The organism is Polaromonas sp. YR568, assembly GCF_943372955.1.
Classification (GTDB): Bacteria; Pseudomonadota; Gammaproteobacteria; order Burkholderiales; family Burkholderiaceae_C; genus Polaromonas.
Map to the genome: position 1 here is coordinate 25367 of NZ_CALSAL010000005.1, position 23046 is coordinate 48412.

General features: G+C 64.1%; 24 protein-coding genes. 14 read left to right on the top strand and 10 right to left on the bottom strand.

Translation table 11 applies throughout. The features are described 5' to 3' along the window. Positions 1-10 precede the first annotated feature (10 nt). The 4 genes from hpaI to AAG793_RS12985 all read left to right on the top strand — a co-directional run bounded on the left by hpaI (position 11) and on the right by AAG793_RS12985 (position 3763). A complete protein-coding gene (gene hpaI / locus AAG793_RS12970) occupies positions 11-817 on the top strand; it encodes a 4-hydroxy-2-oxoheptanedioate aldolase (RefSeq protein ID WP_341908738.1) in 807 nt (268 codons plus the stop codon). 61 nt (positions 818-878) lie between these two features. After that, on the top strand, positions 879-1865 hold the full coding sequence (locus AAG793_RS12975; RefSeq protein ID WP_341908740.1) for a Bug family tripartite tricarboxylate transporter substrate binding protein: 987 nt from the start codon (positions 879-881) through the stop codon (positions 1863-1865). 6 nt (positions 1866-1871) lie between these two features. Continuing rightward, positions 1872-2861: a 2-dehydropantoate 2-reductase gene (locus AAG793_RS12980; RefSeq protein WP_341908742.1), complete on the top strand. Its 990-nt coding sequence runs from the start codon at positions 1872-1874 to the stop codon at positions 2859-2861. Next, positions 2858-3763: a DMT family transporter gene (locus AAG793_RS12985; protein WP_341908744.1), complete on the top strand. Its 906-nt coding sequence runs from the start codon at positions 2858-2860 to the stop codon at positions 3761-3763. The genes AAG793_RS12980 and AAG793_RS12985 overlap by 4 nt, the downstream gene beginning before the upstream one ends. A gap of 15 nt (positions 3764-3778) precedes the next feature. On the opposite strand, the gene alr is transcribed toward AAG793_RS12985, so the two are convergent. After that, positions 3779-4885: an alanine racemase gene (gene alr / locus AAG793_RS12990; RefSeq protein WP_341908746.1), complete on the bottom strand. Its 1107-nt coding sequence runs from the start codon at positions 4883-4885 to the stop codon at positions 3779-3781. Positions 4886-5107: 222 nt separating this feature from the next. On the opposite strand from alr, the gene lplT reads away from it, so the two are divergent. From lplT to AAG793_RS13005, 3 genes are all read left to right on the top strand, one after another. Next, entirely contained in the window at positions 5108-6388 is a 1281-nt protein-coding gene (gene lplT, locus AAG793_RS12995; protein WP_341908748.1) for a lysophospholipid transporter LplT, read from the top strand. 33 nt (positions 6389-6421) lie between these two features. After that, on the top strand, positions 6422-7324 hold the full coding sequence (locus tag AAG793_RS13000) for a DMT family transporter (RefSeq protein WP_341908751.1): 903 nt from the start codon (positions 6422-6424) through the stop codon (positions 7322-7324). A 66-nt stretch (positions 7325-7390) separates the two neighbouring features. Beyond that, positions 7391-7876: a glutathione peroxidase gene (locus tag AAG793_RS13005; RefSeq protein WP_341908753.1), complete on the top strand. Its 486-nt coding sequence runs from the start codon at positions 7391-7393 to the stop codon at positions 7874-7876. A 77-nt stretch (positions 7877-7953) separates the two neighbouring features. On the opposite strand, the gene glcF is transcribed toward AAG793_RS13005, so the two are convergent. The 3 genes from glcF to glcE are packed head-to-tail and all read right to left on the bottom strand — an operon-like array spanning position 7954 to position 11172. Continuing rightward, positions 7954-9213, bottom strand: coding sequence for a glycolate oxidase subunit GlcF (gene glcF / locus AAG793_RS13010; protein WP_341908755.1), 1260 nt, complete (start codon positions 9211-9213; stop codon positions 7954-7956). An 18-nt stretch (positions 9214-9231) separates the two neighbouring features. Then, positions 9232-10014, bottom strand: coding sequence for a YoaK family protein (locus AAG793_RS13015; protein ID WP_341908757.1), 783 nt, complete (start codon positions 10012-10014; stop codon positions 9232-9234). A gap of 21 nt (positions 10015-10035) precedes the next feature. Further along, positions 10036-11172 (bottom strand): glycolate oxidase subunit GlcE, encoded by a 1137-nt coding sequence (gene glcE, locus AAG793_RS13020; protein WP_341908759.1) that lies wholly within the window; start codon positions 11170-11172, stop codon positions 10036-10038. Positions 11173-11426: 254 nt separating this feature from the next. On the opposite strand from glcE, the gene AAG793_RS13025 reads away from it, so the two are divergent. Together AAG793_RS13025 and AAG793_RS13030 are read left to right on the top strand one after the other, a co-directional pair. Then, the gene (locus tag AAG793_RS13025; RefSeq protein ID WP_341908761.1) at positions 11427-11867 is read left to right on the top strand and encodes a TIR domain-containing protein; all 441 of its coding nucleotides are present in this window, start codon (positions 11427-11429) and stop codon (positions 11865-11867) included. Further along, the gene (locus AAG793_RS13030) at positions 11864-12727 is read left to right on the top strand and encodes a DUF4231 domain-containing protein (RefSeq protein ID WP_341908763.1); all 864 of its coding nucleotides are present in this window, start codon (positions 11864-11866) and stop codon (positions 12725-12727) included. Before AAG793_RS13025 ends, AAG793_RS13030 begins: the two co-directional genes overlap by 4 nt. A 69-nt stretch (positions 12728-12796) precedes the next feature. Here AAG793_RS13030 and AAG793_RS13035 read toward each other — a convergent pair whose 3' ends face one another. From AAG793_RS13035 to AAG793_RS13055, 5 genes are all read right to left on the bottom strand, one after another. Further along, a complete protein-coding gene (locus AAG793_RS13035) occupies positions 12797-13732 on the bottom strand; it encodes an SMP-30/gluconolactonase/LRE family protein (RefSeq protein ID WP_341908765.1) in 936 nt (311 codons plus the stop codon). A gap of 80 nt (positions 13733-13812) precedes the next feature. Continuing rightward, positions 13813-15642 (bottom strand): allophanate hydrolase, encoded by a 1830-nt coding sequence (gene atzF, locus AAG793_RS13040; protein WP_341908767.1) that lies wholly within the window; start codon positions 15640-15642, stop codon positions 13813-13815. Between the two features lie 184 nt (positions 15643-15826). Beyond that, positions 15827-17377 (bottom strand): ammonium transporter, encoded by a 1551-nt coding sequence (amt, locus tag AAG793_RS13045; RefSeq protein WP_341908768.1) that lies wholly within the window; start codon positions 17375-17377, stop codon positions 15827-15829. Positions 17378-17404: 27 nt separating this feature from the next. Further along, positions 17405-17743: a P-II family nitrogen regulator gene (glnK, locus tag AAG793_RS13050; protein WP_007873831.1), complete on the bottom strand. Its 339-nt coding sequence runs from the start codon at positions 17741-17743 to the stop codon at positions 17405-17407. Positions 17744-17966: 223 nt separating this feature from the next. Beyond that, positions 17967-18092, bottom strand: coding sequence for a hypothetical protein (locus AAG793_RS13055; protein ID WP_341908770.1), 126 nt, complete (start codon positions 18090-18092; stop codon positions 17967-17969). 145 nt (positions 18093-18237) lie between these two features. Here AAG793_RS13055 and AAG793_RS13060 point away from each other — a divergent pair, with 145 nt between their 5' ends. From AAG793_RS13060 to AAG793_RS13080, 5 genes are all read left to right on the top strand, one after another. Beyond that, on the top strand, positions 18238-19782 hold the full coding sequence (locus tag AAG793_RS13060; RefSeq protein ID WP_341908773.1) for a YifB family Mg chelatase-like AAA ATPase: 1545 nt from the start codon (positions 18238-18240) through the stop codon (positions 19780-19782). Between the two features lie 78 nt (positions 19783-19860). Continuing rightward, a complete protein-coding gene (locus AAG793_RS13065) occupies positions 19861-20232 on the top strand; it encodes a type II toxin-antitoxin system RelE/ParE family toxin (protein ID WP_341908775.1) in 372 nt (123 codons plus the stop codon). Positions 20233-20237: 5 nt separating this feature from the next. Next, the gene (locus AAG793_RS13070) at positions 20238-20558 is read left to right on the top strand and encodes a transcriptional regulator (protein WP_341908777.1); all 321 of its coding nucleotides are present in this window, start codon (positions 20238-20240) and stop codon (positions 20556-20558) included. A 51-nt stretch (positions 20559-20609) separates the two neighbouring features. After that, the gene (locus AAG793_RS13075; protein ID WP_341908779.1) at positions 20610-21167 is read left to right on the top strand and encodes a dihydrofolate reductase family protein; all 558 of its coding nucleotides are present in this window, start codon (positions 20610-20612) and stop codon (positions 21165-21167) included. Between the two features lie 52 nt (positions 21168-21219). Then, entirely contained in the window at positions 21220-21633 is a 414-nt protein-coding gene (locus AAG793_RS13080) for a hypothetical protein (RefSeq protein WP_341908782.1), read from the top strand. A gap of 22 nt (positions 21634-21655) precedes the next feature. On the opposite strand, the gene AAG793_RS13085 is transcribed toward AAG793_RS13080, so the two are convergent. Beyond that, positions 21656-22960, bottom strand: coding sequence for a hypothetical protein (locus AAG793_RS13085; RefSeq protein WP_341908785.1), 1305 nt, complete (start codon positions 22958-22960; stop codon positions 21656-21658). Between the last annotated feature and the right edge of the window lie 86 nt (positions 22961-23046).

Here is a 23046-nt window from a genome sequence, read left to right on the forward strand (position 1 = left end):
CTACAAGCCGATGCAACTTCCCCCCAACCTTTTCAAGCAGGCACTGGACGCACGCCAGCCACAAATCGGCCTGTGGCTTGGCCTGGCCGACGCCTACAGCACCGAGCTGTGCGCGGGCGCCGGCTTTGACTGGCTGCTGATCGACGGCGAACACGCACCCAACGACTTGCGCAGCATCCTCGGCCAGCTGCAGGCGATTGCGCCCTACCCGTCGCATGCCGTCGTGCGGGTGCCGCTCGGCTATGGCGAGGCGGGCACGGCGCTCATCAAGCAGGTGCTCGACCTCGGCGCGCAGACGGTGCTGGTGCCCATGGTCGATACCGCTGTACAGGCCGCCGCACTGGTGCAGGCCATGCGCTACCCGCCGCAGGGCATACGCGGCATGGCCGGCGCGCGAGCTTCGCGCTGGGGCACCTACGCCGACTATGCCAAGCAGGCCAACGGGCAGGTCTGCCTGCTGGTGCAGGCCGAAAGCCGCAGCGCGCTGCAGAACCTTGACGCTATTGCCGCCACTGAGGGCGTGGACGGCGTGTTCATCGGCCCGGCCGACCTGTCGGCCTCGATGGGCCATGTGGGCAACCCCGGCCATCCGGAGGTGGCAGCGGCGATTGACGATGCCATCGTGCGCATCGTGAAAGCAGGCAAGGCCGCCGGCATCCTGACCACCGACGAAGCGCTGGCGCGGCATTACCTCTCGCTCGGGGCGACGTTTGTGGCGGTTGGCCTCGACACCAATCTGCTGGTGCGCGCCACCCGCACGCTGGCCGCCACATTCAAGGCCGGCATCGCTCCGGCACCCGCCGGAAAGACCTATTGAACCTGCCCATGTTGAATGAGCCCGCAGCATTCAGCCGGGCACCCCACGAAAGGACTTTGCAGTGACACTTTCCCGACGCCACATCATCCAGTCCACCAGCGCGGCTGCGCTGCTCGCCAGCCTGGGGCAACGCGCCTGGGCGCAGGCCCTTGACGGTACCAAAGTCATCGCCGGTTTCGCGCCCGGCGGCACCGCCGACACCGTGTCGCGCCGCGTGGCCGACAAGCTGCAGCCGGGCTATGCCAAAACCGCCGTGGTCGAAAACAGGACCGGCGCCGGCGGCCAGATCGCGGTGCAGTTCGTCAAGAACGCTGCGCCCGACGGCGCCACCGTGCTGCTCACGCCCATGTCGATGCTGGGCATCTACCCGCACACCTACAAGAAGCTGCCCTACGACCCGGTCGCTGACCTGCAGCCGGTGTCGGCCGCTGCCGTGTTTGACTACGGTTTCGCCGTCGGCCCCATGGTGCCGGCCAGCGTGAAGAACGTGCCCGACTTCCTGGCCTGGTGCAAAGCCAACCCGACGCTGGCCAACTTCGGCTCACCTGCGGCGGGCTCGTCGCCGCACTTCATTGGCTCGCTGCTGGGCCGCGCCGCTGGTGTTGATCTGCGCCATGTCGCCTTCCGAGGCACGCAACCGGCGGTGCTCGACATGATTGGCGGCCAGATCGCGGCCGTATCAGGCCCGAGTGGTGATTTCGCCCAGCATGTGGCGGCAGGCAAATGCCGCCTGCTCGCCACCAGCGGTCCGAAGCGCGGCAAGTTCACGCCGGGCACGCCGACGCTGCAGGAACAGGGCTTCAGGGACATGGCGTTCACCGAGTGGTTCGGCTTTTTTGTTCCTGCCAGAACGCCGCAGGACGTGGTGCAGCGACTCAACACCGCCATCCGCAGCGCGTTGGCCTCGCAGGATGTGATTGATGGACTGGCCGGCCTGTACCTGGAAGCGATGCCGACCTCGCCCACCCAGCTGGCGGCGATGCTGAAGGCCGACACCGAACTCTGGGGCCCGCTCGTCAAGGCGGTCGGCTTCACCCCAGAAGGCTAGCCAGCAATGAAAGTCTGTATTTACGGCGCCGGCGCCATCGGTGGCTGGATCGGCAGCGGTCTGGCTCATGCCGGCTGCAGCGTGAGCGTGGTCGCACGCGGCGCCACGCTGGAGGCGCTGCAGATGCATGGCCTGCGGCTCAAGCAGGGCGGGCAGCTCGGCTCGCAGGCGGTGGCCTCAAGCGCTGACCCGGCCGATCTGGGCGTGCAGGACCTAGTGGTGCTGGCCGTCAAGGCGCCGTCATTGCCCGAGGTGGTGCGGCAGATCAGGCCACTGCTGGGGCCGCACACCACGGTGCTGACGGCGATGAACGGCGTGCCCTGGTGGTTCTTGCAGGGCTTTGGCGGGCCGCTGGCGGGTACGCAACTCAGCAGCGTCGACCCGGGCGGCACGCTGGCGGCGGCGATTGCGCCAGAGCGCATCATCGGCTGCGTGGTGCATGCCAGTTGTTCACTGGAAGCGCCGGGTTGTGTGAAGCACAACTTCGGGAACAAGCTGATCGTTGGCGAGCCCTCGGGCGCGCGCAGCGAACGCGTACTCGCGCTGGCGGCGCTGCTTGAAAAAGCCGGCTTTGAAGCGCCGGTGTCCGACTGTATTCAGCGCGACATCTGGTTCAAGCTCTGGGGCAACATGACGGTGAACCCGGTCAGCGCCATCACCGGCGCGACCACCGACCTCATCATGGGCGACGAGCTGGTGCGCGGCTTCATCTCCAGCGTGATGCTGGAGGCCCGCGAGATCGGGGCGCGCATCGGCATCGCCATCGACCAGCAACCGGAGGACCGCCACGCCATCACCCGCAAGCTGGGCGCCTTCAAGACCTCGATGCTGCAGGACGTTGAAGCCGGCAAACCGGTTGAACTGGACGCGCTGGTCACCGTGGTCAAGGAACTCGGCACGCTGACGCAGGTGGCCACGCCCTTTACCGATGCGCTGCTCGGTCTGGCACGGCTGCATGGCCGGGTCCATCACCTTTACGCGCAGACAGCCACATGACCGGCCCCAGCAAAGCCATCAGTGGCACCGCCTTCGCAACCCTGCTGCTCATCGCGCTGATGATGGGCGCCAACCATGTGGCGGCGCGCATTGCCTTCAACAGCGGCGTCGATGTGGCCACCGCAGTGGTGTTCCGCAGTGCAGTGACGGCCGGGGTGATCGTGCTGCTGCTCACGCTGGCACGCACGCAGGTGCGCTTCACGGCGCGGCACAAGCGCGTGCTGCCCGTCATCGGCCTGCTGGTCGGCGTGCAGAGTCTGTGCCTCTACTCAGCAGTGGCGCGCCTGCCGGTGGCGCTGGCCCTGCTGGCCTTCAACACCTACCCGCTCTGGACGGCCGCCTGGGCCTGGCTGATTTACCGCCAGCGGCCCGAGCGCGCGCTGCTGCTGGCCATGCCGGTGATTCTGGTCGGGCTGGGTCTGGCGCTGGATGTGCTGGGCGCTGCATCGGGCCTGGGCGCCACCGGCCAGTGGGCGCGCATTGGCGCCGGCGTGGGTTTTGCGCTGGCGGCGGCGGGTACCTTCGGGCTGGCGCTGGTGCTGACGCAACACGAAGCCGCCGATGTGGACGGCCGCGTGCGCACCGCCACCACCATGTGCATGGCGGCCGCGGTGGCGCTCGTCATGGTGGTCAGTCAGGGTGGCTTCAACTTGCCGCAGGTCAATGCAGGCTGGTGGGGGCTGGCGGCGCTGACCTTCCTGTACGGAACTGCATTCACCATCATGTTCACCGTGCTGCCCAAGCTGGGCGTGGTGGGCAACTCGGCCATCATGAATGTGGAGCCGGTGTTCGCGCTGGTGCTGGCCTGGCTGATTCTGGGCCAGAGCATTGCGCCGGTTCAGGTGGCCGGCGCGCTGCTGGTGGTGGGTGCGGTGATGACGCTGGGCTTGCGCAAGCGCTGATCCAACCGCGCTGTCTCAGCTCTCCGCAAATGGCACACGCGGCGCCACTGCGCACATTAATTCATAACTCACCGTGCCCGCAGCACGGGCCACTTCATCAATCGGCATCAGCGCGCCATTGGCGGCAGCACCCCACAGCGTGACCTCGCTACCCATGCCCGCGTCCACACCCGCCTGCCGGAGCAGTGTGAGGTCTACCGTGATCATGTCCATGCTGACGCGGCCCACCAGGCGGGTGCGCACGCCATTGACCAGCACCGGCGTGCCGGTGGTGCAGTGGCGCGGATAGCCGTCGGCATAGCCGCAGGCGACCACACCGATCTCGAGCGGACCATCGGCCACGAAGCTGGAGCCATAGCCCACCGTGTCGCCCGCCACCAGGCTCTGCGTGGCGATGATGCGGGAGGCCAGCGTCATCGTCGGCTGCAAGCCCCAGTCTGCGGCGCTGCGCTCAGGAAAGTCGGGTGCGCTACCGTACACAAGAATGCCGGGGCGAATCCAGTCAGAGCGGCTGGCCACCGCATCGGCGTGGCGCAGGGTGGCGGCGCTGTTGCTCAGCGTGCGCTCGCCGGGCAGGTCTGCCGTGACGGACTCAAAGGTCTGCAGCTGCGCGGCAATGCCCTTGGGGCCGTCGGCGTCGCTGAAGTGCGTCATCAGTGAAATTTCTTCCACCTGCGGCAAGGCATTGAGCCGCGTCCACGCAGCGCGGTAACGCCCCGGCGCAAAACCCAGGCGATTCATGCCGGAGTTCATCTTGAGAAACACGCGGTGGCCGACCTGCGTCTTGTGGGCGGCCAGCATGTCGATCTGCTCGCTGCAATGCACGGTGTGCCACAAGCCCAGCCGAGAGCACAGCTCCAGGTCGCGCGCGTCAAAGCAGCCCTCCAGCAGCAGGATGGGGCCACGCCAGTCGAGTGCGCGCAGGCGCCGCGCTTCGTCGAGGTCCAGCAGCGCAAAACCATCGGCGCTGCGCAGCCCTTCAAAGGCGCGCTCAATGCCGTGCCCGTAAGCATTGGCCTTCACCACGGCCCACACGCGCGCATCAGGCGCAGCGGCACGGGCACGGGCCAGGTTGTGGGTCAGTGCAGTGGTGTGGACGGTGGCAAGAATGGGACGTGGCATGAATGTGTGCGGGATAAATGCAGTCGTGTCAAAGCAGCCGAAGTGGCCAACACCGTTGCAAACCAGTGCTGGAGCCGCTGTACGACTGGCACGGCGGTTCAAGGTCTTTCTATATTCTGGCAGTAGCCCCCATGCTATAAACCGTCATCCACTGGAGACATTCACCTTTATCTCGCAGCATCAGATCGGCTGATGCGCAGATGCCGTGAGCCCACAAGTTTAATGAAGCGCGGTTTCTACACCATCATGGCGGCGCAGTTCTTCAGCTCGCTGGCTGATAACGCATTGTTCGTAGCCGCCGTGGAACTGCTCAAAACGAGTGGCGCTCCCAAATGGCAACCGGCCGCGCTGGTGCCGATGTTTGCGCTTTTCTACGTGGTACTGGCGCCCTATGTTGGCGCTTTTGCCGACGCCAGGCCCAAGGGGCAGGTGATGTTCGTCAGCAACGCGATCAAGGTGGTCGGCTGCCTGATGATGCTGTTCGGCTCGCACCCGCTGCTGGCCTACGCCATCGTTGGCCTGGGCGCTGCCGCCTACTCGCCCGCCAAGTACGGCATCCTCACTGAGCTGCTGCCGGCCTCGCAACTGGTCAAGGCCAATGGCTGGATCGAAGGCCTGACCATCGCTTCCATCATTCTGGGCGTGCTGCTTGGTGGCCAGCTGGTCGGCTTTGCGATGTCGTCGATGCTGCTGTCGTTTGACCTGCCCTTCATCGACACCGGCGTCGACAGCGCCCCCGAAGCCGCCATTGCCATCCTGATCCTGGTCTATGCGCTGGCCGCGTGGTTCAACACCCGCATTCCTGAAACCGGCGTCGAGATGCGCCCCATGCCGCGCAACAAGCTGGAGCTGCTGCCTGACTTCTGGAGCTGCAACGCCGCCCTCTGGCGCGACAAGCTGGGCCAGATCTCGCTGGCCACCACCACACTGTTCTGGGGCGTCTCGGGCAACCTGCGCTACATCGTGCTGGCGTGGAGCGCCGCTGCACTCGGCTACAGCACCACGCAGGCGTCGTCACTCGTCGGTGTGGTCGCCATCGGCACCGCGGTGGGCGCGGTGCTGGCCTCGATGAAGATGCGGCTCGACCAGGCCACCAGCGTGATGCCGCTGGGCATCGGCATGGGCTTGCTGGTGATCTTGATGAACTTCATCGACAACGTCTGGGTGGCAGCGCCCTTCCTGATTCTGTTGGGCGGGCTGGGTGGCTTCCTCGTGGTGCCGATGAACGCGCTGCTGCAACACCGTGGCCACAACCTGATGGGTGCCGGCCGCTCGATTGCCGTGCAGAACTTCAACGAGCAGGCCTGCATTCTGAGCCTCGGCGCGTTCTACAGCCTCTCCACCGGCATGGGCCTGTCAGCCTTTGGCGCCATCACCGCCTTTGGCATTGTGGTGGCGGGCTTCATGTACGTGATCCAGCGCTGGCACAAGAGCAACCTCGTCAAATACAAAGAACAGGTCGATCACCTGATGAGCATCGCCCGCAGCGACAAGTCTCATTAAGCCCGCCCCGCTCACCTATCCCCTGATTCATTGATGCAGACCGCAGAGTCCCTCGCAGGGTCACACCAGACCCTGCCCGCCGCCATGGCGATTGTTTTCAACGCCCTCGTCTGGGGGGTGTCGTGGTGGCCGCTGCGCGAATTGCAGGCCCACGGGCTGCACCCTCTGTGGGCCACCGCACTGATGTACCTGATGATCGTCACGGTGGTGCTGGCGCTGCGCTTTCGCGCCATAGACGGCTTCATCGCGCACCCGCAGCTGTGGCTGCTGGGCGCTGCCGCAGGTTTCACCAACGTCGGCTTCAACTGGGCGGTGACAGTGGGCGACGTGGTGCGCGTGGTGCTGCTGTTTTATCTGATGCCGGCGTGGTCGGTCATCGTGGCGTGGGTCATGCTGGGGCAGCGGCCCACCGCCGGCTCGCTGCTGCGACTGGTACTGGCCATGGCGGGCGTGCTGGTGGTGCTGAAGGCACCCGACTCCCCCTGGCCGATTCCGCAGGGCGCCGCCGACTGGCTGGCGCTGATGGGCGGGCTGGGCTTTGCCGTCACCAACGCCTTGCTCTACAAGTTCGGGCACACACCCAGTGCCTCGCGCATGCTGGCCATGTTCGGCGGCAGCGGCCTGATGGCCGCACTGGTCGCCGGGGTGGGCATGACGCAGCAGGCCATCCCCGCGCCGTCGATGGCGCTGGCCGGTGTGCCGGTGCTGCTGGGTCTGAGCCTGGCCTTCATGGCCAGCAACAGCGCGTTGCAATTCGGCGCTGCGCGACTGGCGGTGGGCACCACGGCCATCCTGATGCTGACTGAAATCCTGTTTGCCAGTGTCTCGTCGGCGCTGATGGGCGCGGCCGAACTCAGCCCGCGTGTGCTGGCCGGCGGCAGCCTGATCGTGCTGGCGGCGGTACTGGCCGCGGTGGCCTCGGCACGCGGGCGATAACCCTGCCGCACAGACCGGCACATCGCTGCGGTACGATGATTTGAACTTCATCATCCGGAGACACCCATGAGCACTGTGTACGACTTCGAAGCACGCCAGATCGATGGCAAGACCGTGTCGCTGTCGGCCTTCAAAGGCCAGGTGCTGCTGATCGTGAACACCGCCAGCGAATGCGGCTTCACACCGCAGTTTGCCGGCCTGGAAAAACTGCACCAAACCTACGGCAACAAGGGCGTGGCGGTGCTGGGCTTTCCGTGCAACCAGTTCGGCGGGCAGGAACCTGGCAACGACGGTGAGATTGCCGGCTTTTGCCAGGTGAACTACGGCGTGAGCTTTCCGATGATGTCCAAGATCGAGGTCAACGGCCCCGGCGCCCACCCGCTGTTCCAGTGGCTCACCGCCGAAGCCCCGGGCCTGCTGGGCAGCAAGGCCGTCAAATGGAACTTCACCAAGTTTCTGGTCGGCAAAGACGGGCAGGTCATCAAGCGCTACGCGCCAACCGACAAGCCCGAGAGTCTGGTGAAAGACATTGAGGCGGCGCTGGCGGCTTAGCGCAGAACCGTTCGGGCTGAGCTTGTCGAAGCCCCCTTCGACAAGCTCAGGGCGAACGGGGAGGAATGACTACAGCCTCACCGCGCAGCCAGCGCATCATCCAGCACCTCAACCCAGTGCCGAACAGGCGTCGCGGTCCCGCTCTGCAGATGCGTGATGCAGCCGATGTTGGCCGACACAATCACCTCTGGCGCCATGTCCTGCAAATGACCCAGCTTGCGGTCGCGCAGCTGGTAGGCAATCTCAGGGTTGAGCACTGAATAGGTACCAGCCGAGCCGCAGCACAGGTGCGACTCGTTGGTGCTGATGCGGATGTCAAAGCCAAGCGCGCCGAGCGACTTTTCCACACCGCCGCGCAACTGCTGGCCGTGTTGCAGCGTGCACGGCGGGTGAAACGCCAGCTTGGGTGCGCTGGCGGCCACGCGCTGGGCCATGTCGGGCTGCATTTCCTGCAGGCCGCTGACCATGGCGGGCAGCAGCTCGCTCAGGTCGCGCGTGAGGGCGCTGATGCGTGCCGCCTTGGCTGCGTAGGTCGGGTCGTCTTTCAGGATGTGGCCGTACTCCTTGACGGTGACGCCGCAGCCCGAGGCGTTCATCACAATCGCCTCCACACCGGCGCCCGATGTTGGCTCGACATACGGCCACCACGCGTCGATGTTGCGACGCATCTCGGCCCTGCCGCCGTCCTGGTCGTTCAGGTGAAACTTCACCGCGCCGCAGCAACCGGCCTTGGGCGCCAGCACCACCTGCACACCGGCCGCGTCAAGCACGCGGGCGGTGGCGCTGTTGATGTTGGGCATCATCGCGGGCTGCACGCAGCCTTCCAGCATCAGCATCTTGCGGGCATGGCTGCGCGTGGGCCAGGTGCCTGATGGCTGCTTGGCCGGCACCTTGTTCTTCAGCGCAGCGGGCAGCAGGCCACGCACCGCCTGGCCGGCTTTCATTGCCGGGCCGAACAATGCAGAAGGCAAACCCTCTTTCAATGCCCAGCGCAAGGCGCTTTCGCCTGCGGGGCGCGGCACGCGTTCATCGACCAGCTTGCGGCCAATGTCCACCAGGTGGCCGTACTGCACGCCACTGGGGCAAGTGCTTTCGCAGTTGCGGCAGGTGAGGCACCGGTCCAGATGCATCTGCGTCTTGCGGGTGGGCGTTTCGCCTTCCAGCACCTGCTTGATCAGGTAGATGCGGCCACGCGGGCCGTCGAGCTCGTCGCCCAGCAGCTGGTAAGTGGGGCAGGTCGCGGTGCAGAAGCCGCAGTGCACGCACTTGCGCAGAATCGCCTCGGCCTCCTGGCCGTCGGTGGTGTTCTTGAATTCGGGGGCGAGATTGGTTTGCATGAGATTCAGTTCACCAGGTCACAACACTTTGGGAATACGGTCAGGGAGCGGCTTGGGCTTGCGCAGGCCAAGCCGTTGAAAGTCCAGATACAGCGGCGGCAGGCACAGCGCCAGCAGCAGCAAGGCCAGGGGCACTACCCAGACAAAGCCGATGTACTTGAAGCCCGCCGCGCCCACCACGCCACCGAGCACAAACATGCCCAGTAGCGTTGAGAACAGGCGCAGCTTGAAGCGGTTGGCACGCACCCGCGACTCGGCCGGACTGCCCGCGCGGTTCCAATACAGCAGCTTGCCCAGCTCAATGCCCAGGTCGGTGATGACGCCCGTCATGTGGGTGGTGCGAATCTGCGAAGACGAAATCTTGCTCACCACAGCATTCTGCAAACCCATGGTGAAGGCCAGCACCAGCACCGTGAGCGGCACGGCAAACGGGGTTTGTCGGCCCAGCGTGGCGCCGAGCAGGCCGAACACCAGCATCAGCAGCGCTTCAAGCAAGAGCGGCAAGGCGAACTCGCTGCGCAGGTGGTGCTGTCGCGCCCAGTTCACCAGCACGGCGGTGGTGGCGGCGCCGCCCGTGAAGGCCAGCAGCGCGCCCACCGCACCGAGCACCAGCGTCATGTTGCCCAGCACCAGGTTGTCGGCCAGCATGGACGCAAAACCCGTCATGTGCGAGGTGTACATGCTGACCAGCAAAAAGCCGCCCGCGTTGATGGCGCCTGCGTTAAAGGCCAGCAGCCCGCCGAGCAGCCGGTTGGTGGCGGCTGTGCGGTGCTGGCCGGTGAGGTGACGCAGGCGTCGCATGACTCAGGTGGCTTGGGTGGTTTACCAACGGGCAGACATGCGGCCACGGTTGAACACACCGGCCGGGTCAAACTGCTTTTTCAGCTCGATGTGAATGCGCTCCAGCGGTGCGGTGAGCGAATCAAAGCGCGGCACGGTGGTGGCGCCACCCGCCTCTGCCGGCCTGAACAGCGTGGCATGCCCACCGGCAGCAGCCGCCGCAGCGCGCAGCTTGGTCGCATGCTCAGCAGCCGCCCTCACCCAGCGCTGGCCGCCGTGCCATTCGACCAGCGGAGTGTCTGGCAAGTCCAGCACCGGCGCGGTTTGCGGCACCGACAGCCGCCACAAGTCCTGTTCCGGTGTGCGCTGCAGAAACCACGGCAGGCGCTGGTCGCGGCAGGCCAGCCAGTCGGCGGCCACCTTGGCGTTGTCCTGGCGCTCGCCGCCCAGGCGCTCACACGCCGCCGCCACAGCCGCCTGGGCACCGCGCAGCCGCAGGTAGAGCGTGCCGACGCCTTCGTCTTCGACCCAGCAACTGGCATTGAGCGGCAGGGGCTGGCCGCCCCAGGCGTTGAGGTGGTCGAGCGCCTGGGTCTGGCTGCATTCAAAGCGCAGCGTGGCCTCGGCCGTGGCGACCGGCAGCACCTTGAGGCTGACCTCCACAATCACGCCCAGCGTGCCTAGGCTGCCCGCCACGAGGCGCGAGACGTCATAGCCCGCCACGTTTTTCATGACCTGGCCACCAAAGGTCAACAGCTCGCCCCGACCATTGAGCAGCACCACGCCCAGCACAAAGTCGCGTACCGCGCCCACGCTGGCCCGCGCCGGGCCGCTCAGGCCACTGGCGACCATGCCGCCCACCGTAGCGCCGGGGCCAAAATGCGGTGGCTCAAACGGCAGGCACTGGCCCTGGCTGGCCAGCAGCGCCTCCAGCTCTGCCAGCGGCGTGCCGGCGCGCACGGTAACGACCAGCTCGCTTGGCTCGTAACTGATGACGCCGCGAAGGCCGGAGACATCCAGCACTTCGCCCTGAAGCGATTGGCCGTAAAAGTCTTTGCTGCCCCCGCCCCGGATGCGCAGCGCGGTGCCGCTGGCTGCGGCCTGGCGGACGCGGTCAACGAGGGTGGGAAGTGTGATGCTGTCGGCCACAGGGGTGTCTGTTTGCTGTTCTGAAACCATGGTTGGGATGGTACGCGCGCCCTTTAGCCACCGGGTTGATTATTTTGGCGGTTGGGGGTTGAGATTTTTTCAGGCTGCTAGAACGTCAAAGATATCGCGCACCCCTGCAGACCTGGCGCCTTATTACGCATAGTCATTCGCCGCCCCACAACTTGAGGCGGTGCTGTGTAACAAAATCCCGTAGGATGTACTTTTGTGTTTTTGGCCCCGTGCCAGCTAGAGGGGGCAATGGATGATCGCTAGGACAGAGAAATATGAGTACTCGTCAAATTCATGTGTTTATCAGTCACGCTTGGGCGTACTCAAGCCATTACGACACACTTGCAGAATGGGTTTTCAACGGGAATTGGAGTTTCGGTTCAGCTTCGCTTGACTTTAGAGATTTTTCAGTTCCCAAGACCCACCCTATACATAGTGCTAGAAATACGGAGGCTTTGCGAACAGCAATTTTTAATCAGATTGCTCGATCCCATGTGATAGTTATCCCAACCGGAATGTATGCAAACTATAGCGATTGGATTCAAAAAGAAATTGACGGTGCGAAAGGATATGCCAAACCGATTTTGGCCGTAAATCCCAGGGCGCAAGAGAGAACCTCCGGTATCGTTGTAGACAACTCAGATATGCATGTTGGATGGAATAAAAACTCCGTGGTGGATGGAATTTGGCAGCTCTACTACAAGAACAATAAATGAAATCTGACGACTTCCCTGCAGCGTATCAATCAGCATCAGACCTGTCGGCAGACTCTCAAAAGGCATTTTTTCGTGCCTTCGTAGCCCATATGGCCTTGCTGTTGGGAGCTGCGCTCATCTCTGCTGGAAGCCCGAGTTATCCGTGGGCTTGGGCAACGCAGACGATGATGCTGCTCGGAGCCCTCGCTTGCGCGTGTTACCTCTTCTTTGTCCGCCCTGAGAGAGACTGGTACACGGGCCGAGCTATCGCAGAATCAATTAAGACCATTACTTGGCGATACGTGGTTAGAGCCGAGCCATTTAATGGTGATGATCAAGATGCCAAACTCAAAATGGTGAGGAAGCTAGATCAAATTTTGCAGCAGAACAAAGAAAGCGCCGGAAAGCTAACAAATCACCTCAGCAAACCGCAGATAACTAAAGAGATGGATCGAATAAGAGGCTTGGGGTTTGATAAGCGCAAGGAATTCTATTTAAAGAACAGAATTACCGATCAGCAGGAGTGGTATGCATCAAAAGCGCTGTTCAACCGAAAACGGGTGACCTTCTATTTCGCCGTTCTCATCCTGACGATCACTATGGCGATTGCGTTTTCGATCGCGAGAGTAATCCATCCTACTGAGCCATACTGGCCCACTGATGTTTTAGTAACGGCTGCAACAGTGATACTCAGCTGGATACAGGCCAAGCGGTTCCAAGATCTCGCAACGTCATATACGCTAGCCGCACATGAAATCAGCCTAATCGCCCAAAATACAGGAAGATATGGAAACGAAGATTCCTGGTCGGATTTCGTCGGCGACGCTGAAAATGCATTCTCTAGAGAACACACTCAGTGGGTTGCCAGAAAAGATACCTGACCCACATTTCAGAGATTAGCCGTCAGTGCTCAGCAACTTCAGAGTCTCGAGGCAGATACGGGCTCGACCTCATGCTTCAAAGAAGTTAACCGCCAGCCCGGACCTCTCCACCCGCGCAAAGAAAATACACCCCGACTGCGGATAAGCCTCTAGCTCTGCCGCACTGCGGTTGTAGCGCGCGGTCGTCACATACAGCGTGCGTCCGTCTTCACCGCCGAAGCAAGGCATGGTCGGGCACTGGGCAGGAAGCGGCACCTCTGCCAGCACCTCACCGGCAGGCGACAACTTCAAAATGCGCGCGCCTTCAAACATGGCAACCCAGTAGTTGCCATCCACATCGACCGCGGCACCGTCTGGCCGGCCACCGTAGCCGGGCATGCCGAAGGCCCAGCCCTCGGGTTTGCCGGGCCACTGGGCAAAGACGCGCATGTTGCTCATGGCGTTGGTCTCGGCGTTCCAGTCCCAGGCGCGGATGATGTGGTTGGTGGTGTCGGCCCAATAGACTGTTTTGGCGTCGGGCGACCAGGCGAGGCCGTTGGCGATGATGGCGTTGTCGGCTTTCAATTCCAGCACCGGCGGCTTGCCATCTGCAGCGACCCGGCGATCAAGAGAGAAGAGTTGCGCCTTGTTCGCATCGCGCGGCTCATACATGGTGCCAGCCCAGAAGCGGCCCACCGGGTCGGCCTTGCCGTCGTTGAAGCGGGTGGTCGTGTTGTCGTGTGTGGCGCGGGCGATCTGGCGCAGCTCGCCGCCCCATTCGGTGGCGCGGTAGATGCCGTCGCGCAGAGCAATCACATAGCCATTGTTCACGCCGCCGGTACGTGCGGGGGCGATACAGCCGGGCTCCAGCGGCATGGGCCAGGTGTCGACGGTGCCCATGTACACATTGGCGCGGTGGATGGCCCTGGCGGGAATGTCGACCCAGTACAGCGTCTGCTCGTCGGGGTGCCAGAACGGGGATTCGCCCAGCTCAAAGGTCTGCGGGCTCAGGGTTTGCCATTCCATGCGGGTGCTCCAGGTGAGGACTCGCCGGTTGGCGGGCCGCTAACCCGCAAAGTGTACGGGTCGGGCCACCCCAAGGCTCACTACCGTGACTGCAGAAATGCGCGCCAGCCGCCGTGGTGGGTGATGTCTTCGGCCTGCGCGGCGGCCAGCGACTCGCACACAAAGCCCTGCACCGTGCTGCCGTCTTCCAGCTGTACGGTGCCAATGCCCAGCGGCGCGGGAATGCCGGCGACAAAAGAGCCAAATTCGGTGGCAGGCAGTTCCCACACTTCCATGGCAATCGCGGCGCCGTCTTCGGCCACGCGCACCATGCCGGGCCGCAGCGGCGGGCCACCGGGCAAGGCATAGAGCTTGTACACGGGCGCGCTGTTCACGGTGGCCTGCAGGCGTGCGCCGCGTGTGGTGAGCTGATGATTGAGCGGCAGTCCGCTCAGGTGCGCGCCGCACACGGCCACGCGCACCTGGCCGGATGGGAAGGCCGCCGCGTCGGGCAGGCCAGCCGTGAGGTGCGGCGCATGTGGCAGCGCACCCACTGTGGCCACAACAGGCGCGCTGGCGGCATGCAGCCGCGCGGCGAGTGTGAGCAATGAAAAGTCTTGCCCGCCCCGCGCCAGCAGCGTCACGCCCCAAGGCATGCCGGCCGCCTGGCCCTCGGCCATGAAGCCGGTGGGCACGGCGATGCCCGAGAGGTCGAGCAGGTTCACGAAGTTGGTGTAGTGGCCGAGGTTGGAGTTGAGCTGGATCGGGTCTGCCTCGACCTCGGCAATGGTGTAGGCCGCGCCTGCGGTGGGCACGAGCAGGCAGTCGATGCTGCTCCACACCGGCAGGGTCTGCGCCTGCAGGGCCTTGAGGCGGTACAGCGCGGCAAAGGTGTCGGGGGCCGAGAAGGTGATGCCTTTTTCGGTGATGGCGCGCGTGACCGGGTGCAGCGCTTCGGGGTGCTGCTCGATGAAGGGGCGAATGGCGGCGTAGCGCTCAGCCACCCACGGGCCTTCGTACAGCAGCCGGGCGACATCGCGGAAGGGCGTGAGGTCAATCTCCACTGGCGTGCCGCCCAGCGCCTGCAGCCGGGCGACTGCTTGCGCAAACAGCGCGGGCCCTTCGGCGTTGCCATGAAATTCCAGGTCTTGCAGGCGCGGCACACCAAAGCGGAAAGCGCCAGCGCCAAAGTTGAAGCCTGCCGGTGGCATGGCGCGCGAGTAAGGGTCCAGCGCATCAACGCCCTGCGCAGTAGCCAGCACCGTGGCGGCGTCGGCCGCAGTGAGGGCAAAGACGGAAATGGTGTCGAGCGTGCGGCAGGCCGGCACCACGCCTGCAGCAGACAGGCGGCCCAGGCTGGGCTTGAGGCCGACGATGTTGTTCAGGCCCGCCGGCACGCGGCCCGAGCCTGCGGTGTCGGTGCCGAGTGAAAAGCTGGCCATGCCCAGCGCCACCGCCACTGCCGAGCCTGACGACGAACCGCCCGACACGAACTCGGGGTTGATGGCGTTCTTGCAGGCACCGTAGGGCGAGCGCACACCCACCAGACCAGTGGCGAACTGGTCGAGGTTGGTCTTGCCGACCGGAATGGCGCCAGCGTCAATTAGCTTTTGCACCACCGTGGCACTGCGCTCGGGGGTGTACGCAAAGTCGGGGCAGGCGGCGGTGGTGGGAACGCCTGCGAGGTCGATATTGTCCTTGATCGCAAACGGAATGCCGTAGAGCGGCAGATCGCGCGGGTCGCGCCCTTGCAATGCCTTGGCGTAGGCGCGCAGCTCGTCGAGCGAGAGACGACGAATCCACACATGGCGGTCAAGCGCGGCGTCTTCGGCCAGCAGGTGGGCGTGAAGCGACTCGACCATTTGCAGTGGCGTGAGCTCGCCACCGAGGTATTGCGCCCGCAGACGGGACAGGGAAAGATCCGGGCGCATCGCCAACTCCTTGATTCTTGTTAGTAACTCATTTAGCAAGCATGGTGCCACCGGCGCCCTGCCGCCCCGCCGCAACGCACAGGCGAAAAAAAGCCCGCCGGAGCCGAGGCTCGGGCGGGCGGAACATCCAAAGGAGATCCTTGGCGGGCGCCGGGTGCGGGACCCGGCTGACCCATGCATTCGCTTAGCGGTTGTAGGCGGTCTCGCCGTGTGCGGCGATGTCCAGACCTTCGCGCTCTTCCTCTTCAGTCACGCGCAGACCGATGGTGAGGTCAACAATCTTGTAGGCGATGAAGGAGACCACGCCCGACCACACGATGGTGAGTAGCACGGCCTTGGCCTGGATCCAGACCTGGCTGGCGATGGAGTAAGCCTCAGGTGCAACCATGGCCACCGTGGTCCAGTCGGCCACTGCGCTTGGGCCACCCAGGCTTGGCGAGTTGAACACGCCGGTCAGCAGCGCGCCGACGATACCGCCCACGCCATGCACGCCGAACACGTCGAGCGAGTCGTCTGCACCGAGCATTTTCTTCAGGCCGTTCACACCCCAGAGGCAGGCGAAACCAGCCACAAAGCCAATGACCAGACCGCCGCCAATGCCGACGTTACCGGCGGCAGGCGTGATGGCCACGAGGCCAGCCACAGCACCGGATGCGGCGCCGAGCATGGAAGCCTTGCCACGCATCAGGGCTTCACCCACGCACCATGCGAGCACGGCAGCAGCGGTGGCACCCAGGGTGTTGATGAAGGCCAGAGCTGCAAAACCATTGGCTTCGAGTGCGGAACCGGCGTTGAAACCGAACCAGCCCACCCACAGCATGGAGGCGCCGACCATGGTCAGCGTCAGGCTGTGAGGTGCCATGGCTTCTTTGCCGTAGCCGATGCGCTTGCCAATCATGTAGGCACCGACCAAGCCAGCCACAGCGGCGTTGATGTGCACGACGGTACCGCCAGCGAAGTCGAGGGCGCCCATCTGCCAGATGTAACCTGCTTTGGCAGTCATCGCGTCGGCCACTTCCTTGGTGGCGTAAGCGTCAGGACCCATCCAGAACCAGACCATGTGGGCAACCGGTGCGTAGCTGAAGGTGAACCAGATCACCATGAACAACAGCACGGCGGAGAACTTGATGCGCTCGGCGAAGGCGCCGACGATCAGTGCGCAGGTGATACCGGCGAAGGTGGCCTGGAAGGCGGCAAACACGATCTCGGGAATCACGACGCCCTTGCTGAAGGTGGCTGCGTTGGCAAAGGTTCCGGCGGCGTTGTCCCAGACACCCTTCATGAACAGCCGGTCAAAGCTGCCGAAGAAAGCGTTGCCCTCGGTGAAGGCCAGGCTGTAGCCGTAGATGAACCAGAGCACGACGATCATCGAGAACGTCACCATGACCTGCATCAGCACGGACAGCATGTTCTTGCTGCGGACCAGGCCGCCGTAGAACAAGGCCAGGCCGGGCACGACCATCAGGATCACCAGGATGGTGGAGACCATCATCCAGGCGGTGTCGCCCTTGTTGGGCGTGGGTGCAGGTGCTGCGGCCGGGGCGGCTTCAGCAGCGGCAGGCGCAGGTGCGGCCGCCGGAGCGGCAGCTGCAGGGGCAGCGGCTGCTGCGGCGGCAGGTGCTGCATCAGCAGGAGCGGAGGCGGCGGGGGCTGCTGCCGGAGCCTGGGCGATGGCGCCCGCACCCATGGTCAGCAAGCTCATTCCCAGTACGAGGGAGGCAAGTAGTTTTTTCATGTCAATGTTCTCTTTTGAAGGTGAGCCTTACAGCGCTTCCTTGCCGGTTTCGCCGGTCCGGATACGCACCACTTGTTCAAGGTTGTAGACAAAAACCTTGCCGTCGCCGATCTTGCCGGTGCGGGCTGCGCCCTCGACAGCCTCGATCACGCGGTCGACGAGGTCGTCAGACACGGCAGCTTCAATCTTGACCTTGGGGAGAAAGTCCACCACGTACTCTGCACCGCGGTACAGCTCGGTGTGACCCTTCTGGCGGCCGAAGCCCTTGACTTCGGTCACGGTGATGCCCTGAACGCCAATACCGGACAGCGCTTCCCGCACCTCGTCCAGCTTGAACGGTTTGATGATGGCCGTTACTAGTTTCATTTTCAGATTTCCTCCAAGGATGAATGGGAAAGCGGCGCCTCGGGCACCGCCTCTGCCGGATGACAGGGCTTCCGTGAATCGCTATCTACTGCCTATCTAGTTGATAGCCCTCAGCACAAGCTCCGAACATGACTCACATACGCGGAAGGGACTTAGCACGTAACGTGCCAAAAGCCTCCCAGCCGAGCCACCGGATGCACGGCGGGCACCGCCTGACGCACCTTTAGGGCGCCACCAGAGTCGATTCGCCGGCGATTTCAACGAAATGCACCGGGAGCGGGCGGAAATCATGCTCTTTATTGGTGCGCAAAGGGTTGCTGGCTGCATTGGCCGCATGAATCGGGTGCATGGGCTGTGAAGTGCACGGCTTGGGTACTCTTCACCTTGGGGCCAGAAAACCCCTGTTTGCGGCGGGCCGTGCGCGATACTTCCAGCACAAAAACAGGACGCAGGCGGGCAGCCAACCGCCCTTGCGTCCGGCAGAGGGAGCCGACATGAGTTTGTCTTTAGTGCACAGCCGCGCCCTGCTGGGGCTGCAGGCGCACCCGGTGCGGGTGGAAGTCCATCTGGCCAACGGCCTGCCCAGCTTTACGCTGGTGGGTCTGGCCGAAACCGAAGTCAAGGAAGCGCGCGAGCGGGTGCGCTCGGCCATCCAGAACACCGGGCTGGAGTTTCCGGCCAATAAACGAATTACCGTCAACCTGGCCCCGGCCGATTTGCCCAAGGATTCAGGCCGCTTCGACCTGGCGATTGCGCTGGGCATTCTGGCGGCCAGCGGACAGGTTGATGCCGCGCGGCTGGCAGGCTACGAGTTTGCCGGGGAGCTGTCGCTAGGCGGCGACCTGCGGCCCATCAAGGGCGCGCTGGCGATGAGCCTCGCCACCATCCAGCAGGCACGCGAATCGACCCAGCCCGCGCCCAGGCTGGTGTTGCCCGAAGGCAGCGCGCAGCAGGCGGCGCTGGTGCCGGAAGCCGAAATCTACCGCGCCCACCATCTGCTGGACGTGGTGCGGCAGTTCCTGCCCGGCAACGCTGCGCCCGAAGCGCTGTCGGGCTGGGCGCGCGTGGCGCCGACGCCGCCCGCACCTGTCACCCACTGCGCCGACATGGCCGACGTCAAGGGCCAGGCCGCCGCACGCCGCGCACTGGAGATCGCTGCGGCTGGCGGCCACAGCGTGCTGATGATGGGCCCGCCCGGCTCGGGCAAGTCGATGCTGGCGCAGCGCTTTGCCGGACTGCTGCCACCGATGACCACGCAGGAGGCGCTGGAAAGCGCAGCGGTCGCATCGCTCGGTGGCCGCTTCGCGCTGGAACACTGGGGCGTGCGGCCCACCTGCGCGCCGCATCACACAGCGAGTGCCGTCGCGTTGGTGGGCGGCGGCTCGCCACCAAGACCGGGGGAAATATCGCTGGCCCACGGCGGAGTTTTGTTTCTGGATGAGATGCCTGAATTTCCACGCGCCGCACTGGAGGCACTGCGCGAGCCGCTGGAGTCCGGCACCATCACCATCGCCCGGGCAGCACAAAGAGCCGAATTCCCGGCGCGCTTCCAGTTGATTGCCGCGATGAACCCCTGTCCCTGCGGCTACCTCGGCTCCCAGCAACGCAGTTGCCGCTGTTCTCCGGAGCAGATCAGCCGCTACCAAGGCAAGCTGAGTGGGCCGCTGATTGACCGCATCGACCTGCATGTGGAAGTAGGCGCGCTGGCCGCCGACGAGCTGGTGAACACGCCGCCGGGTGAGGCCACCACCAGCATCCAGCAACGCGTGGTGGCCGCCCGGGACCGCGCCATGGCCCGCCAGGGCAGCGCCAACCAGGCACTGGCCGGCCGCGCCATCGACGCGCAGTGCCAGCTCGACGACGCGGCCGCGAAATTCCTACACACCGCCGCCGCCCGCCTCGGCTGGTCTGGCCGCAGCATTCACCGCTGCCTGAAAGTCGCCCGCACCGTGGCCGATCTGGCCGGCGCCGCGCAGGTGCAGGTCAGCCATGTGGCGGAGGCGGTGCAGTACCGGCGGGCTTTGAAGGGGGGTGGGTGATGCGCGGACGGCATTTCTTCAACCCATTCGTAGCTGTTCAGTCACCGACACCAGAGCCAACCATCAAAGGTAACGCATGTGTTACCATTAGGACTCGATGTGCAGGTTAAAGAGTACCTCCGCGAGGATGCCTCCAACCCCTACAAGGACTGGTTTGACAGCCTCTCGCCAGAAGCTGCGGCCAAAGTCACCGTGGCCAAGCTTCGAATGGAGATGGGCAACACCTCCAGCATCAAGTGGTTTGATGGCATGGGTGAATATGTCATTGACTGGGGTCCGGGCTACCGGATCTATCTGGCCAGGGACGGCGACACGCTCATTGTTCTTCTTGGTGGTGGCATCAAGCGGGGACAGCAGCGCGACATCGACCGGGCGAAAGAACTGCTGACTGAATACAAGCGCCGCAAGAAAGCAGTGGCCTCCGAATCAGCCAAAAAGCACAAAAGGTAGAAACCATGGCACTGACCAGAGACTTCAAGGAAACCGTCACCCAGCGCGCACAACGCGACCCCTTGTTTGCGCAGGCGCTGCTCGACGAGGCCGCCACGCTGTTCCTCAACGGCGAGCCGGAAACCGCCCGACTCATCTTGCGCGATCTGGTCAATGCCACCATTGGCTTTGAGCAGCTCGCCACCGTGGTCGCCAAACCCAGCAAGAGCCTGCACAGAATGCTGTCCCCCCACGGAAATCCCGGCATGGACAACCTGGCCGCCATCTTCAGGGCCATGCGCGAGAGCCTGCATGTCAACCTTCAGGCGCACTCGGTGGCGGCCTGAGTCCGACTCCAAATAGAAACACAAGCACAAACACCGAATGGAATTTCCTGCATGACCATCGCTGCATCTGTTTACATCGCCACCAGCCTTGACGGCTTCATCGCCCGCGAAGACGGTGCGATTGACTGGCTCATGGAAGGCAATGGTACCGTACCCGCCAGTGAAGACTGCGGCTATGCCCAGTTCATGAGCACGGTAGACGTATTGATCATGGGGCGGAACACCTACGACCAGGTGGCCACCTTTGAACCGTGGCCGTATGAGGGCAAACGCGTGGTGGTTCTCACCTCCAGACCTGTTCAGTTTCTGCAAGGATCGGGCATTCAACTGGAGGCCAGCACCGAGGCGCCGCACGCGCTGCTCCATCGCCTCGGCACCGGCGGCTGCAAACATGCCTATGTTGACGGTGGCCAGGTCATCCAGAGCTTCTTGTCAGAAGGGCTGATTGACGAACTCACGGTGACGACGATTCCTGTGTTGCTAGGTGCGGGACGGCGGCTTTTCGGTGAGCTGCCGGGCGACATGAAGCTGCGCCTCGTCTCGTCCAAAGCCTACGATTTTGGTTTTGTCCAAACGACTTATCGGGCGCAGAGGGATGACCCAGCGTGACCGCGCCGCTGCAACCTCAAAGGCTGTTGTACCCGCTCGCAAGGCCCTCCACATGACCAAACAACTCGGCCTCATGCTCATCGCACTCGCGATCGTCGGGTGCGGTGATCGCACACCCACCCGCGCCACTACCACAGGCGTTCCCGCGTCGGCATGCGCTTCGCACCGACCCGTCGCGCTGGACGAGGCCAAAGTTCCGCCGCAGTTCAAAGACCTCATTCCACTGGCACGCCAATGGGGCATCAGCGATGACTCGGCCAGATCGACGTGCATCGCCGAGTCATCCGCCGCCGACCGGCAAGCACTGGCAACGACATTGGCTGACCGCGCAACAGACCTCCATCGCTGGCTTGACGAGATAAAACCCGGCCAGACACTCACCGACGAGCAAAGTGCGTTTCTTTACATGCTCAACGCGCTGGAGACCATCGATGCCATGCAGTCTTCATCGGGACAGGCGAAGTGACTGACGGAATGGCGTCCCGAATTCAGTCCAGGTGTCGCTTGCGGAACTTCAGCCAGCGCCACATCTGCACGCCCAGTTGCTGCCGCGGATGCGTGATGCGCCGGAGGGCGCTGACGTAGTCGAGGGCGAGACCAGGCGTCCAGGCGATGGACTCCGCCCGCACGCGGGTGCTGCTGGCCAGCCAGATATCGGGGTGCAGGGCGAGGCGCAGCAAAGTGCGCCAAAAAGGCTTGTCTGCGAACACGCCTTCCAGCGCCGCATCGACAGCTTCGGTCACCACCACCGAGCAGTTGCGGCTGGTGAGGTTGTAGGTGTCGTCTTGCCGGTAGGCATTCCAGAAGGCCAGCAGGTAGGCGTGGTTGAACACCCGGAAGCGGATGCGGAAGGTCGACGGCTGGGTGTTGGCCGCTTCACCGGCATAGGTAGGTAGCCACATGCCGGGGTGGTCGTTGCCCTCGGTGGCGCGCACCTTGTCGAACAGGTTGTGCTGGGTGATGGTGAGCCGCACCCGCGGGTGGTGGCTGATGTAGAGATCGCCACACTCCAGCGCCACATGGCCGGTGGTCACGCTGCCCTTGCGCGACAGCGCGGCGATGTAGCGGTCAATCAGCGGCAGGCGAATACGGTCTTCTGCCTGGTGGACGGCCGTCCACACATGCACCACCATCGGCTCACCATCGGCGGGCACAGCGGCATCAGCGGGCACAACTGGCGACGGTATGGCCGCGGCGTGCCGGCGCCGGTAGAGCGAGATCGCTGCCAGACGTGAGCCGGGGGGCAGGCGCTTCAGGCGCCAGGCGCCGCGGGCCAGCACCAGGCCGCCCGCCATCAGTGCCAGACCGGTGCAAAACGGCACGTTCATGCTGTCGGGCAGCGGCCACCTGGTGATCAGCAGCAACGCCATGACCAGATAGCCCCAGCCAATCGCCTGCGAGCCGCGCCAGCCCGGAAAGCGCACCAGCAAACTGCAGGCAATGCGCACCACGCCGTTGAAGGCAAAGGCGCCTGCGAACAGCACGCCGGCGGCAATTGAGTTGTCCCACGGGAAGTCGAGCAGCAGGCAGGCAAACACCAGCATCGCGGCGCCGCGCAGCATTTCGAAGCGGCGGCGCGAGCCACTGTGGGTGCTGCCAATCACCAGGTCCACCAGCCCCTGCGCCAACAGGGCGAGACCGAACATCCAGCCAGCCAGATCGGCCGCGCCGTCAAACAGATCAGCGATGACGGCGACGCCGCACAGAAAAGTAAGCAGCCCGACGGCATAAAACACCCGCCAGCGGCGGACCAGCGCATCACCACCGAACAGGATGAGTGCCAAGCGGAACATGTGCTGTGGGATGCCTTCCGGAAGTCAGTCTTTGTGGCGTGTGCGTCAACGGGGGCCAGTGCCCGGCAGGGCTGCGGGCCGGGCTT

What these genes read in the sequence shown, in the direction of transcription:
- hpaI (WP_341908738.1), top strand. Translation starts at nt 11, where the DNA reads ATGCAACTTCCCCCCAACCTTTTCAAGCAGGCACTGGACGCACGCCAG.
- AAG793_RS12980 (WP_341908742.1), top strand. Translation starts at nt 1,872, where the DNA reads ATGAAAGTCTGTATTTACGGCGCCGGCGCCATCGGTGGCTGGATCGGC.
- AAG793_RS12985 (WP_341908744.1), top strand. Translation starts at nt 2,858, where the DNA reads ATGACCGGCCCCAGCAAAGCCATCAGTGGCACCGCCTTCGCAACCCTG.
- alr (WP_341908746.1), bottom strand. Translation starts at nt 4,885, where the DNA reads ATGCCACGTCCCATTCTTGCCACCGTCCACACCACTGCACTGACCCAC.
- lplT (WP_341908748.1), top strand. Translation starts at nt 5,108, where the DNA reads ATGAAGCGCGGTTTCTACACCATCATGGCGGCGCAGTTCTTCAGCTCG.
- AAG793_RS13000 (WP_341908751.1), top strand. Translation starts at nt 6,422, where the DNA reads ATGCAGACCGCAGAGTCCCTCGCAGGGTCACACCAGACCCTGCCCGCC.
- AAG793_RS13005 (WP_341908753.1), top strand. Translation starts at nt 7,391, where the DNA reads ATGAGCACTGTGTACGACTTCGAAGCACGCCAGATCGATGGCAAGACC.
- glcF (WP_341908755.1), bottom strand. Translation starts at nt 9,213, where the DNA reads ATGCAAACCAATCTCGCCCCCGAATTCAAGAACACCACCGACGGCCAG.
- AAG793_RS13015 (WP_341908757.1), bottom strand. Translation starts at nt 10,014, where the DNA reads ATGCGACGCCTGCGTCACCTCACCGGCCAGCACCGCACAGCCGCCACC.
- glcE (WP_341908759.1), bottom strand. Translation starts at nt 11,172, where the DNA reads ATGGTTTCAGAACAGCAAACAGACACCCCTGTGGCCGACAGCATCACA.
- AAG793_RS13025 (WP_341908761.1), top strand. Translation starts at nt 11,427, where the DNA reads ATGAGTACTCGTCAAATTCATGTGTTTATCAGTCACGCTTGGGCGTAC.
- AAG793_RS13030 (WP_341908763.1), top strand. Translation starts at nt 11,864, where the DNA reads ATGAAATCTGACGACTTCCCTGCAGCGTATCAATCAGCATCAGACCTG.
- AAG793_RS13035 (WP_341908765.1), bottom strand. Translation starts at nt 13,732, where the DNA reads ATGGAATGGCAAACCCTGAGCCCGCAGACCTTTGAGCTGGGCGAATCC.
- atzF (WP_341908767.1), bottom strand. Translation starts at nt 15,642, where the DNA reads ATGCGCCCGGATCTTTCCCTGTCCCGTCTGCGGGCGCAATACCTCGGT.
- amt (WP_341908768.1), bottom strand. Translation starts at nt 17,377, where the DNA reads ATGAAAAAACTACTTGCCTCCCTCGTACTGGGAATGAGCTTGCTGACC.
- glnK (WP_007873831.1), bottom strand. Translation starts at nt 17,743, where the DNA reads ATGAAACTAGTAACGGCCATCATCAAACCGTTCAAGCTGGACGAGGTG.
- AAG793_RS13055 (WP_341908770.1), bottom strand. Translation starts at nt 18,092, where the DNA reads ATGCACCCGATTCATGCGGCCAATGCAGCCAGCAACCCTTTGCGCACC.
- AAG793_RS13060 (WP_341908773.1), top strand. Translation starts at nt 18,238, where the DNA reads ATGAGTTTGTCTTTAGTGCACAGCCGCGCCCTGCTGGGGCTGCAGGCG.
- AAG793_RS13070 (WP_341908777.1), top strand. Translation starts at nt 20,238, where the DNA reads ATGGCACTGACCAGAGACTTCAAGGAAACCGTCACCCAGCGCGCACAA.
- AAG793_RS13075 (WP_341908779.1), top strand. Translation starts at nt 20,610, where the DNA reads ATGACCATCGCTGCATCTGTTTACATCGCCACCAGCCTTGACGGCTTC.
- AAG793_RS13080 (WP_341908782.1), top strand. Translation starts at nt 21,220, where the DNA reads ATGACCAAACAACTCGGCCTCATGCTCATCGCACTCGCGATCGTCGGG.
- AAG793_RS13085 (WP_341908785.1), bottom strand. Translation starts at nt 22,960, where the DNA reads ATGTTCCGCTTGGCACTCATCCTGTTCGGTGGTGATGCGCTGGTCCGC.